This window comes from Oceaniferula flava (assembly GCF_016811075.1).
Taxonomy (GTDB): domain Bacteria; phylum Verrucomicrobiota; class Verrucomicrobiia; order Verrucomicrobiales; family Akkermansiaceae; genus Oceaniferula; species Oceaniferula flava.
In genome coordinates, this window is record NZ_JAFBGL010000004.1 from 336,067 (window position 1) to 346,557 (window position 10,491).

At 54.6% G+C, this 10,491-nt stretch carries 13 protein-coding genes, 1 tRNA gene and 1 pseudogene; 9 read left to right on the top strand and 6 right to left on the bottom strand.

The features are described from left to right. The first annotated feature begins 4 nt into the window (after positions 1-4). On the top strand, positions 5-730 hold the full coding sequence (locus JO972_RS08520) for an endonuclease/exonuclease/phosphatase family protein (RefSeq protein ID WP_309489610.1): 726 nt from the start codon (positions 5-7) through the stop codon (positions 728-730). A 66-nt stretch (positions 731-796) separates the two neighbouring features. Here JO972_RS08520 and JO972_RS08525 read toward each other — a convergent pair whose 3' ends face one another. Next, complete coding sequence (locus JO972_RS08525; protein ID WP_309489611.1) at positions 797-1,393, bottom strand: SOS response-associated peptidase; 597 nt, start codon at positions 1,391-1,393, stop codon at positions 797-799. A gap of 332 nt (positions 1,394-1,725) precedes the next feature. Between JO972_RS08525 and JO972_RS08530 the strand changes: the two genes are divergently transcribed. Further along, complete coding sequence (locus tag JO972_RS08530; RefSeq protein WP_309489612.1) at positions 1,726-2,271, top strand: hypothetical protein; 546 nt, start codon at positions 1,726-1,728, stop codon at positions 2,269-2,271. 262 nt (positions 2,272-2,533) lie between these two features. Here the strand turns inward: JO972_RS08530 and JO972_RS08535 are convergent. Beyond that, positions 2,534-2,608, bottom strand: a tRNA-Cys gene (locus JO972_RS08535). A 197-nt stretch (positions 2,609-2,805) separates the two neighbouring features. On the opposite strand from JO972_RS08535, the gene JO972_RS08540 reads away from it, so the two are divergent. Further along, positions 2,806-3,768, top strand: a complete 963-nt coding sequence (locus JO972_RS08540; protein WP_309489613.1) for a 6-phosphofructokinase — start codon at positions 2,806-2,808, stop codon at positions 3,766-3,768. 136 nt (positions 3,769-3,904) lie between these two features. Here the strand turns inward: JO972_RS08540 and JO972_RS08545 are convergent, their stop codons facing one another. Together JO972_RS08545 and JO972_RS08550 are read right to left on the bottom strand one after the other, a co-directional pair. Then, positions 3,905-4,789, bottom strand: coding sequence for a polyprenyl synthetase family protein (locus tag JO972_RS08545; protein WP_309489614.1), 885 nt, complete (start codon positions 4,787-4,789; stop codon positions 3,905-3,907). 33 nt (positions 4,790-4,822) lie between these two features. Further along, positions 4,823-5,845, bottom strand: a complete 1,023-nt coding sequence (locus JO972_RS08550) for an aspartate-semialdehyde dehydrogenase (protein WP_309489615.1) — start codon at positions 5,843-5,845, stop codon at positions 4,823-4,825. Between the two features lie 147 nt (positions 5,846-5,992). Here JO972_RS08550 and JO972_RS08555 point away from each other — a divergent pair, with 147 nt between their 5' ends. The 4 genes from JO972_RS08555 to JO972_RS08570 all read left to right on the top strand — a co-directional run bounded on the left by JO972_RS08555 (position 5,993) and on the right by JO972_RS08570 (position 7,900). Continuing rightward, a complete protein-coding gene (locus JO972_RS08555) occupies positions 5,993-6,301 on the top strand; it encodes a hypothetical protein (RefSeq protein ID WP_309489616.1) in 309 nt (102 codons plus the stop codon). A gap of 179 nt (positions 6,302-6,480) precedes the next feature. Next, on the top strand, positions 6,481-6,852 hold the full coding sequence (locus tag JO972_RS08560; protein ID WP_309489617.1) for an NADH-quinone oxidoreductase subunit A: 372 nt from the start codon (positions 6,481-6,483) through the stop codon (positions 6,850-6,852). 5 nt (positions 6,853-6,857) lie between these two features. Continuing rightward, the gene (locus JO972_RS08565; protein WP_309489618.1) at positions 6,858-7,175 is read left to right on the top strand and encodes a Dabb family protein; all 318 of its coding nucleotides are present in this window, start codon (positions 6,858-6,860) and stop codon (positions 7,173-7,175) included. Positions 7,176-7,339: 164 nt separating this feature from the next. Further along, a complete protein-coding gene (locus JO972_RS08570) occupies positions 7,340-7,900 on the top strand; it encodes a tetratricopeptide repeat protein (RefSeq protein WP_309489619.1) in 561 nt (186 codons plus the stop codon). Between the two features lie 39 nt (positions 7,901-7,939). Here JO972_RS08570 and JO972_RS08575 read toward each other — a convergent pair whose 3' ends face one another. Beyond that, positions 7,940-9,040, bottom strand: coding sequence for a permease (locus JO972_RS08575; protein ID WP_309489620.1), 1,101 nt, complete (start codon positions 9,038-9,040; stop codon positions 7,940-7,942). 84 nt (positions 9,041-9,124) lie between these two features. Between JO972_RS08575 and JO972_RS08580 the strand changes: the two genes are divergently transcribed. Then, a complete protein-coding gene (locus JO972_RS08580; RefSeq protein WP_309489621.1) occupies positions 9,125-9,925 on the top strand; it encodes a hypothetical protein in 801 nt (266 codons plus the stop codon). Position 9,926: 1 nt separating this feature from the next. Here the strand turns inward: JO972_RS08580 and JO972_RS08585 are convergent. Beyond that, positions 9,927-10,055, bottom strand: a pseudogene (locus JO972_RS08585) (molybdopterin dinucleotide binding domain-containing protein); the annotation flags it as partial. 221 nt (positions 10,056-10,276) lie between these two features. Here JO972_RS08585 and JO972_RS08590 point away from each other — a divergent pair. After that, positions 10,277-10,405 carry a hypothetical protein gene (locus JO972_RS08590; protein WP_309489623.1) on the top strand — a complete coding sequence of 43 codons (129 nt, stop codon included), beginning with the start codon at positions 10,277-10,279 and terminating at the stop codon, positions 10,403-10,405. Positions 10,406-10,491 lie beyond the last annotated feature (86 nt).

Genomic DNA, 10,491 nt, shown 5'->3' on the forward strand with positions numbered 1-10,491 from the left:
AACTATGCGTATTCTCTCATGGAACCTTCAACACGGCGGAGGAAGCCGTATCGAGCGACTGAGCAAGGCGCTTGTGTCATACGATGCCGACGTCATTCTGCTCAACGAGTATAGGCACAACAAGGCAGGGGCCGACCTTCGCGCCAGGCTAACAGAAGCAGGCTACGCCTACCAGAGCGAACCGCACGCAGAGCCACGCCAAAACATCATCTTTGCTGCTTCACGGCAACCATTCGAGGCTACCACCTTTCCGGGGCAGCTTTCTGACCCTGAACTCGGCGACTATACCGCACGCGTCCTCTTAGTCCGTATCGGAGACCTCAACATCTTCGGGGTTTACATGCCGAGCATGAAATTCAAGCGTCCTGTGTTCGATTTCTTACTGCGGCTCTCTGAGCGTTATCTAACTGAGGACTCCCTAATCATGGGTGACCTCAATACGGGTCGCCACTATGAAGACGAAGCAGGCGCAACTTTCGTTTCCACGTCTCAGTTTGAAGCTTTGCTTGCACAGGGCTGGATCGACACATGGCGAAGTCGCAACCCAGAAGCCAGAGAGTTCACGTGGTTTTCCCGTGGCTACAACAATGGGTTCAGGCTTGACCACGCCTTAGCGAGTCCCTCACTGGACAAGAAAGTAGAAGATGCATTCTACTCCCACAAGGAGCGCGAAGATGGTGTCACCGATCACTCTCTGATGATTTTAGACATCAAGTCACCCATATACTAACAGGGTTACTACCCAGCACAACAGGGCTTATTTCCTCAACTATAGCAAATGCTCTCTCTGAGGCGGCTAAAATAACTCGTCCTGGATATGTGACGGTTTGTTCTTCAGCAGTGGATTGGCGGCATCCGTCACCTCTAGCAAATCTGGTTTGGGGCGAAATGTCTCCATATGCCCTTTGAGGTAATAATCGCACTCGGCTGGAGTGAGGACTGCTGGCATCCGATTATGGATCGGTTCCATCAGTGTGTTGGACTCCGTGGTCAGCATGGAGAAGCACCTGCCAAGCTCCTGTGATTCCTCCCATATGCCAGCCATCCACAACAAGCCTCCATCGGGGCTAGTGAAGCGGTGGGTGCGTTTGTGCCCCTTTGCCCCTGACCACTCGTAGAACGCCAATACGGGGATCAGGCAGCGGCGCTCTGCAAATGCCTCACGCCACATCGGGCTGTCCAGGTTGTCACTTCGGGTATTGTTCACCACACCGAGACCTTTCCGCTCGAAGCCCCAGCGCATCACCTGAGCCTCGTCACCGCCCAGCACGACGGGTGCGGAGTCTGTGCGCCTTACAAGCTTAACCGCGTCCGCAAAGTCATCCAAGCCGCTGACAGGTGCTTTCACTCCCGCCATCTTCTTACCTCTGCCAAATTCATAGACGCTGCACATAGTTAGATTTACTAATTGTCGGTAAAGTTAGAGGCAAATTTCCCACCCCTCTTATAAGGGGGCGGATTGAACCCGTATTTTTTTCTACAGTGCTAGTGTTTCTTTCACTCCGCATTCCACCTCCCTCTGAATCGAAGCGTATTCTGAATCCGCCGATTCCTCGCTTGCCGTTGATTCTGTAGACACCTCATTTTGGTCGGGTTTCATAATGATAAATAAAACTACAGCCCTCCCCGTGTGCAACCGTAAATCGCGCGGCTATAACCCTCAGTTGCCCTAAAAGTAGTGCGTCACAGTCCGCAAGCTATGCCTGACATGTTATGCTTCATTTCATGAAGAACCACAACGAGCACTCAGCCAGCAACCGCCAAAACGGGCATAACCATCACGTCACTCGGTATAGCACTCCTTCCTATGGATTGTCACGAGGGAGACAAACCATGCGAGGCTACGCGGTGAAACAAGCCATTATCAAACTCAAGTGTGAAACCCACATGAGTAATCAGGAAATTGCCAAGGCCATCGGACGCACTCCCCAGTGGGTGAGTAAGGTATGGAGACACGCGGTGAAGGAAGCGGAGCAGGCATCCATCTCCCCTGAACAGCGGGAAGCGCTGAAAGCCTGGCTAATTCATCAGATCAAGATGACCATCATCAAAGCCCAGAGCAAGGTGGACGACCACGCCGCCTATGGCGCACTGGTGTTGAAAGGTGTCGAACAGCTGCACGCCCTTCTCGGGCTGGACTCCCTATCTGACGAGGACAGCAAACGCACTCTGCAAGAAATCACTGACCGCCTCGATATTCGGTCGCCCTTGGTCATGGAAAAGCTCAGAGGGCATGTGCCCAAATCTGAGAACAGGGATCACTCTAAGTAGCCATAGAGGATGACGACCGAGCCGTGCAACAGTTGGCATAACCAGCCAGCATTTCCGATTTCCCCATGTAGGGAGTTTCCCACGGCTGAGACGCAGAAATGATCGACCTGTGATTAACTCCTCCACTCTAAAAAAATAGAGTGCGAAAAACATTATTGGAGGGCATTGGACACCACCGCATGAAACCGGAAACTGCACCACTATAGCACCACTTTGCCCCCTATAAAAAATAAAACCCGTTGAAAATCAACGGGTTATCAGTTGGAGGCGGGAGCGGGAATCGAACCCGCGAATGTCGGTTTTGCAAACCGATGCCTTACCACTTGGCCATCCCGCCTTTCACTGAATCTCGGAGCGGTCATTGCCCCGAGGCGGAGGTTAATTAGTGCGGCAAAGAGGGCTTGTCAATGGCTGTTTTTATCGAATTAGTGGCATTAGTGTTGCTTGCATTCCATGGGGATTCGCTTTATCTGGGATCCACTTGCTCTGACCACCCTCGGTTAGAAGCAGTTCATCATCAAACACACTCTTATTATGGAAGGTATCGCAATCATGACATCCGGTGGAGATGCCGCCGGAATGAATCCAGCCATCAAAGCAGCCGCTGACCACGCAATGCACCTAGGGTATGAGCCTTTCCTCGTCGATGATGGCTTACGCGGTCTGATCGACGATAAGATTGAAAAAGTCAGCGATCACGATGTCTCCGATATCATTCACCGCGGTGGCACGATTCTGCGCTCGTCACGATCGAAGCGCTTCTTTGAATACGAGCACCGCCTGGCAGCTTACGAGAATCTGAAAAAACGCGGGATTGAAAAACTTGTCGTCATCGGCGGCGACGGATCATTCCGCGCTCTGAACCAATTTTACGCCGATTTCCAAGTCCCCTTCGCCGGCATCCCTGCGACCATCGACAACGACATCCCCGGCACCGATTACTGCCTGGGAGTCGACACCGCGCTGAACATGATCCGCCAGTCGGTGGACAGCATTCGCGACACCGCCAACTCATTCCGCCGCGCCTTTGTGGTGGAGACCATGGGGCGTCATTGCGGCTATCTGGCGATGGCTTCAGCCGTCACCAGCGGCGCTGAAATCTGCATGGTGCCTGAGCTGGAGTATGATCTCGATAGCATCGGCGAGCGCCTCCGGGTGAAATACCAAGGCCACCCGAACTTCCTGATCGCCATCGTGGCGGAAGGTTGCAACATGAGCGATTACCTGAACCGCTGGATTGGCGACACCTTGAAAATGGACTCGCGTCTGACCATTCTCGGCCACATTCAGCGTGGGGGATCGCCCACTGTGCGCGATCGCCTCATGGCATCCAAGTTCGCCGTTGGCGCAGTGGAATCTCTGCACCGCGGAGAGACCTGCAACATCATGATCTACAAGTCCGGCCACTTCGGCACCTTACCGATCCACAAAGTCGCCGACTCCCAGTTGGAGATGGACCCGGCACTGGTCGCGATGTGCAAGAAGCTCTGTAAGTAAGGTCTGCGGACTGGGCACCAGTCATCGATCGCTGATGCCAGGGTCGATGACCCCGGTCCTTGGACAGAGCAACTCTGCCATGGCATGGTGTTTCCTCCCTCCTAGATGGGAGAGAGGACATTAGGGTATTCGCCGCTTAATACTCGCGCTCTAGCAGGTAGCGGGCGATTTGTTCGAGGCGTTGGCCTTTTTTACCGAAGACTTCGAGCGATTTCAGGGCTTTTTTCGTCAGGCGGGCTGCCTCTTTGCGCGAGGCCTCCAGGCCGAGGATCGCTGGGTAGGTCGATTTATCCACCGCTTCGTCCTTGCCGGCGGTTTTTCCCAACATCTCGGTCGTCTGGGTGACATCGAGGATGTCATCGATCACTTGGAATGCCAGACCGAGATTGTAACCGAAGGTGGTCAGCGCATCGAGCTTTGCCGGCGTGGCGTTGGCGGTCATTGCGCCAAGACGCACCGAACAGGTGAGCAGGGCGGCGGTTTTATTCTCGTGAATTTTCACCAGCTCTCGTTTGCTGAGCTCCTTGCCCTCGCCTTCAAGATCCAGAACTTGCCCACCGATGAGCTTTTTACTGCCACCGGTGACGGCAATTTCCTCGAGGTAATCCTTCACCGTATAGCGCTTGGTCTCGGGTGTCTGGGCAATGACGATAAAGACCTGAGTGAGCAGTGCATCCCCGGTGAGCACGGCCATGCCTTCGCCGAACACCTTGTGGGAAGTCGGACGGCCACGGCGCAGATCATCATCGTCCATGCAGGGCAAATCATCGTGCACCAGCGAGTAGGTGTGCATGATTTCCGTGGCACAGGCGGGTGCGAGGGCATTTTCCAGCTCACCTCCACAAGCTTCGGCGGCGGCCAGCGTGAGGATGGGGCGCAGGCGCTTGCCACCGGCGAAAATGCTGTAGCGCATCGCCTTGTGGATCGTTTTCGGCGCGGCGGATTCACGCGGGAGGAATCGACCGAGAGCCGAGTCGACTTGTTTCTGAGTGGCCTTGAGCCAAGGTTTGAGATCGTCCATGTTGGTGTCTGGAATTTAAGACTTAAAACTTTCCTATTCCACCAGCTCGGCGATCTGCACGGCGTTGAGTGCGGCTCCCTTGCGGACCTGATCACCCACCACCCAGAGCGTTAGAGCGTTTTCGAGCACCATGTCCTTGCGCATGCGGCCGACCAAGCAGTCGTCCTTCTTGGTGGTATCCAGCGGCACCGGGTAGATGCCATTTTCCGGATCGTCCTTGCTGTTGATGCCCGGGTAATTCGCGTAGACGGCGCGCGCCTCGGCGACATCGACCGGCTTTTCAAACTGCGCGGTGACACTGACCGAGTGGGAACGGTGCACCGGCACACGCACGCAGGTGCAGGTGACTTTCAGATCTGGCAGGGAGAGAATTTTACGACTCTCGTTGAACATTTTCAGCTCCTCCTTGGTGTAGCCGCTTTCGGTAAAGGCATCGACCTGAGGGATGACATTGGAAGCGATCTGGTGCGGGTAGACATTTTTCATCTCATCAGTCACCTCACCTCCGCTGCCGAGCACCTTGATTTGCTCGTCCAGCTCGACAATTCCCTGGGCACCACTGCCGGATACGGCTTGGTAGCTGGAGGCGATGACGGAGGTCAGTCCGTAAAGCTGGTGCAGCGGATAGAGCGCCATCAGGGTGATGATGGATGTGCAGTTGGGGTTCGCGATGATATTTTTCGGACGATCCTTGATGGCCTCCGGGTTGATTTCAGGAACCACCAGCGGGACGCCCTCGTCCATACGGAAACAGGATGAGTTATCGATCACCACACAGCCGGCGGCGGCGGCACTGGGGGCAAATTCCTTGGAAATACCGCCTCCAGCGCTGAACAGAGCGATGTCTACATCGGCAAAGGAGTCGTGTGTTAATTCCTTAACTTTGATTAAGCTTCCACGGAATGGGATCTCTTTTCCAGCGGATCGCGCCGATGCTAATAAAATTAATTCACTGATCGGGAAATTTCGCTCTTCCAAACAATCGAGCATTTCCTGCCCGACGGCACCTGTAGCCCCTACAATTGCTAGACGTTTACCTGTTGCTGCGCTCATCATGTCTGTGCGACAATGGCTGACCTGCGAGCAGTGTCAACCCCGTCATTTTAAGAAAATGACATATTCTGAGGGTCAAAAAAGATTGAAATTTGTGCTTTTTATTATTTTCAGATCGCTTTTAATAGTAGAACGTGCTACATTCAGGCCATGGCTACTACGAAAAGAACTCGTTTCTCTCGCCGCGTCCCAGATCACGTAACAGATGAAATCGTTAATGTGCTGGGTGATGATGACAGCTTCTTCGGATTCAATGATTTATTCGAAGCTGTCTACGCTAGGCTCAAGGAGCGCAACGCCGTGAGTGGTGGGGAAGAAATGCTCCGCCTCCGCGCGTATGAAAAACTCCAAAATCTCGTCACACGTGGCATGATTGAAAAGGAGGGCAAGGAATACAAAGGACTGCCAAAACTGTCCGAAGCTCACAGCGATTTCCTCGCCGCCCAGGAGTCCGCTTAGTGCGAACCGAGTGAAACAACAAATTTCGTGCTGGTTTTACCAACACGAATCGTTTTAAAGAAACCCACCCACCGGTAAGGTGGCGTGGGTTTTCTTTTTAAGAAAATCGATCCTACCACGCCGGCCGCGGCGTTCACCCCTATCCAGTCTCGACCACCTCTTACTTTTTAAAAGTCGCTATGCTTCAGAACTATCTCCCCGTGATCATGCAGTGCACCATCGCTCTTGGCTTTGCCGGTGTGATGTTATTGATGAGCCTCCTTCTGGGAAAAAAAGGCAAACCGAACCCCACCAAGGAAAGCGCTTACGAGTGCGGCATGGTGCCGGTTGGCCAGGGAGCCCCACGATTCAGCGTCAAGTTCTACCTGGTGGCGATGCTCTTTGTGATCTTCGATATTGAAGTGGTCTTCATGTATCCTTGGGCGGTGCAGTTCAAGGATCTGATCCAGGAAAGTGCCATGGCCTTCTGGAGTGTGCTCGGATTTGCCGGCATCCTCGCCGTTGCCTACGTCTACGCGCTGAAAAAAGGTGCCCTCACCTGGAACGCCTAAGCGCCATGATTCACCACGTTGTTTTTTTCAAACTCAAGCCTGAGGTCGATGAGCTCAAGCTGGAGGAAATGATGCGCTCGACCCGCAGCATGCTCCTCAAAATCCCGGAAGTGCTCAGTGTGCGCTCGGGAAAAAATATCGATACCAAGGGCGAGTGGCCATTTTTCCTCACTGTGGAAGTGGAATCTTTGGAAAAGCTGAGAATGTATGTCGATGATCCCGTGCACCTCAAATACGTCGAAACGGTGATCAAACCAAACACCACGGCCCGTTTCGCCATGGACTTCGAGACCGACCCCTCGAAGGACCTGAAGTATTCCTAGGACCTCGCCCTGACCGGCCCGAACGCCTGGTGATGAGTCGCTTAGCGTGCGACCTTTTGATTTTCCCCTTTGCAGCCATCGGCATGGGGCGTATAGTAGTTGAATGTCATTCTGCGGTTTCACACTGCCGTAGCCATGACCTAACACCAACTACGATCCAAACGATGAAACGTAAAACCACCACCATGATAGTAGCTCTGACCCTAGCGGTTGGCGCCCCCGCCTTTGCCCAAAGCAACACAACCAGCAGCCCGCCTGCAGACCGGGCGACCCAGGCGAACACACTCTACCAGCAAGGGGTGATCGCGATGCGCAGTGGCCACTACGATGCCGCGGCCTCCAGTTTCCGCCAGGTGCTCCAGCTCTATCCGAAGCACCTCAAGGCGAAGCAAAACCTGCTCTACATCCTGGAAAACAAAGACGCTCTGGTGCTTAAGAAGCGCAAGGCGGCACTGAAAACAGTCATAATCCCTTCGGTCGATTTCGATAAGGAAACCGTGCAGGAGTCCCTGACCATCCTCGCCTCCCTGATCAGTCGGGAATCGAATAAAAAGGTCGCGCCTAACTTCATCGTGCAGGACCCCAAAGGCCAGTTTGAAAACCGCAGCATCACTCTGCGACTGAACAACATTCCCGCGGAAACCTTGCTGAACTACATCGTTACCCAAGCGGGTGCTCGGGTGCGCTACGATGCCCACGCCATTGTGGTGACGCCGCGCGGTTAGAGCCGGACGACGTTATCGACACGACCACCCACCCAAGCGCTAATTCGCCATGGCGTTGAGGATCCAAGCGACCACTACGACCTGTGGCAGCGTCAGCAAGGGCAACACCATGGTCAGCTTCCACGACTTCGTGGTTTCTCGCAGCGCCATGATCTCGGTGTAGTCGGTGGCCGCACCGGCCATCAGGAAGGCAAAGCCATTGCCTGGCGCAGCCGCACGGGTCACGAGGTCGGCCGCGATCGGGCTGGATCCTTCCGAGCACACTTCGATCACCGTTGCTGCCAGCAGAGTGAGCAGCACGCCGGTCCAAGTGGGGCCAAACCAATCGCCAAAGGCATCTTGCGGCACGAAGGCGCGGATGGCTGCGGCGAGCACGGTGCCAAAGAAAATCCAGCGCAGGATCATGCCGGAGTCGGCAAAGCCGACCTTCACCATCTTGCCAAAGAAGCCGGGGGTGAACTTGGTGCGACGGAAGGCATGACCCATTTCCCGCCACAGATGAAAACCTTTCGGCAGCTCGACGTGGTTGGGGTTCTTGGGCAGGCTGCCTTTTTTCACCAAGAACTCGACGATCACGCCGGTAATCACCGCGATCAGGCCAGAGAGCAACAGAAATGCCAGGGTCCATTTGAAACCGATCAGTGACACCAAGATGAGCGTCAGCGAGAGCGAGTTCCACGGACTGGCGATGATGAATGCGAGCGTCTGCCCCAGCGATGCGCCACGTTCGTAGAGCTTCATCGCCACCAGTAGGATCCCGTGGTTGCACAAATCGAGAATCAAGCCGGCGCTCATGGCGCGCAGCACGCCCTGGAAACTTCCGGGCCGACCCAACACCGCAGCGACCCACTCGCGCGGGACTCCGCCAAGGGCCCCCACGGCCAAGATACCGAATGCCAGCCCCCACCACATCTTATTCAACAGCTCAAAGATCCCGTGGCTGAAATGCGCGAGCTGGGACGGCAGGCCATGACCGACAATCAGGTGCAGACCGTAGCCTAGGATACAAACGACCAGCGAGCCCCACAGCAGCCAATCGATTTTTCCTTTGTGACTGCCACAACACGCGTCCTCCAACTCCTCGTCAGATGATAGATTGTGGTCATCGGGATCAGGAGCAGAGCAGCAGCATTGAGACATAATCGATGGCGGCGAGAGGATTGATAAACTACTCGCCGAACCCTATGTAGTCTGCTTCAGTGATCCTCGCAAGTGCCAGCACCGATGAAAATTTCCAGTCACCCTTCAATCTTCGTTCTCCTTTCCCTCTGCACGCTGGCGCTGAGTTCTTGTAGCTTCTGGAAAAGCGATCGCGATGTCTCCCAACTGGCCAGCCCGTCACGTCTGCCCGCAAAACTCCCGTCCAGCCCGGTAAGCCCAACCACTGAAACAGCGGTGCCGCCACTGCAGCCGAGCGTGACTCAAACTTGGGTGCTGAAAATCGACTCCAACAAGACGCGCGGTGCCATTGATCTCAGCATCGACCCCAAGGGCTCCATGCTCGGCCGCCGCTCCGATCGCGACACTGCCGCCCTGAAAGGCAGCATCACGGTGGTGGTCAAAACAGACTCATCCACTGGAAAGCGGCGGATCTCAGTCAAAGACATCCACCTGACCAACATCCGGGCCTATCACATGGACTACGCCTGGGGTGCCTTGATCGGCCAGATCACCGTGGACATCGCCCCCGGCGTCTTGAAGATCAAGCCGAACGACTTCAGCCAGTCCAGCGTCATTGCCGCCGACGGCAGCTTTGCCATTCCCCAATGTTACTTCACGGTGCGCGGCGACTCGCAGGTGGATGGTCACGGACTGGTGCTGCACAAGGCAGTGCCGAAGCGCAACATGGACCTGACGATGAAGAAAACCCAACAAGTCACCCTGCGTGGTGAGTTTAACAGCGACAAAAAGACCGTCAGCCTGCACATCCCCCGGGCCGTGATGCGGGATGAATTCGATTACGACGGCACCAAGTTAGGCTTGGTCTTCACCGCCGACATCGCCGCCACTGGCTCGCTGCGCTAAGTCAGACCACCACATTCACCGCACAGAATTTATAACTCGGCTGGCGCGAGTGAGGGTCAAAGGACGCCTTGGTCAGCTGGTTGGTCTTGGCGTAATGCATCGGCATAAAGAGCTGACCTAGCTGCACCGTGGGTTCAGCATGGCAGTATTGCACCTGGGTGCTGTCATTGGCTACTATTTACCTGTCCCTTAATACCCATTGAGCAGGGCACGCAGGCCACCTGCCGTGGGAGAGAAATCATCCGGGATCACAAGCGAAGGCCCGGCCATGGACATGAAATGAATTTTGACTCTGGGGTATTCTCATGCTTGAGTGCATGATCTCTTCAACGCTCATTTTCAGGATCTAACATGACAGAAGAACAGCAAAAGGCCCGCCGGACCATCAAGAAATTTGGAACCGCTCTGTTGGTGTTAGGGCTTTGTTTGGGGGCGTTTGGTATTTATTTTTTAATCACGGGCAATGAAACACTTCCATGAGAAGGTATGTCAAAAGCAAAGTTGAAAATTCATTTTCACTATAGCCTAACAGTTACTTTTTTTAGAGGGCGCAAGCTCCGGAGGAA

Bases quoted from the DNA above. Each gene is read 5' to 3' on its own strand.
- JO972_RS08520 (WP_309489610.1), top strand. From the start codon at position 5: ATGCGTATTCTCTCATGGAACCTTCAACACGGCGGAGGAAGCCGTATC.
- JO972_RS08525 (WP_309489611.1), bottom strand. From the start codon at position 1,393: ATGTGCAGCGTCTATGAATTTGGCAGAGGTAAGAAGATGGCGGGAGTG.
- JO972_RS08530 (WP_309489612.1), top strand. From the start codon at position 1,726: ATGAAGAACCACAACGAGCACTCAGCCAGCAACCGCCAAAACGGGCAT.
- JO972_RS08540 (WP_309489613.1), top strand. From the start codon at position 2,806: ATGGAAGGTATCGCAATCATGACATCCGGTGGAGATGCCGCCGGAATG.
- JO972_RS08545 (WP_309489614.1), bottom strand. From the start codon at position 4,789: ATGGACGATCTCAAACCTTGGCTCAAGGCCACTCAGAAACAAGTCGAC.
- JO972_RS08550 (WP_309489615.1), bottom strand. From the start codon at position 5,845: ATGATGAGCGCAGCAACAGGTAAACGTCTAGCAATTGTAGGGGCTACA.
- JO972_RS08555 (WP_309489616.1), top strand. From the start codon at position 5,993: ATGGCTACTACGAAAAGAACTCGTTTCTCTCGCCGCGTCCCAGATCAC.
- JO972_RS08560 (WP_309489617.1), top strand. From the start codon at position 6,481: ATGCTTCAGAACTATCTCCCCGTGATCATGCAGTGCACCATCGCTCTT.
- JO972_RS08565 (WP_309489618.1), top strand. From the start codon at position 6,858: ATGATTCACCACGTTGTTTTTTTCAAACTCAAGCCTGAGGTCGATGAG.
- JO972_RS08570 (WP_309489619.1), top strand. From the start codon at position 7,340: ATGAAACGTAAAACCACCACCATGATAGTAGCTCTGACCCTAGCGGTT.
- JO972_RS08575 (WP_309489620.1), bottom strand. From the start codon at position 9,040: ATGTCTCAATGCTGCTGCTCTGCTCCTGATCCCGATGACCACAATCTA.
- JO972_RS08580 (WP_309489621.1), top strand. From the start codon at position 9,125: ATGAAAATTTCCAGTCACCCTTCAATCTTCGTTCTCCTTTCCCTCTGC.
- JO972_RS08590 (WP_309489623.1), top strand. From the start codon at position 10,277: ATGACAGAAGAACAGCAAAAGGCCCGCCGGACCATCAAGAAATTTGGA.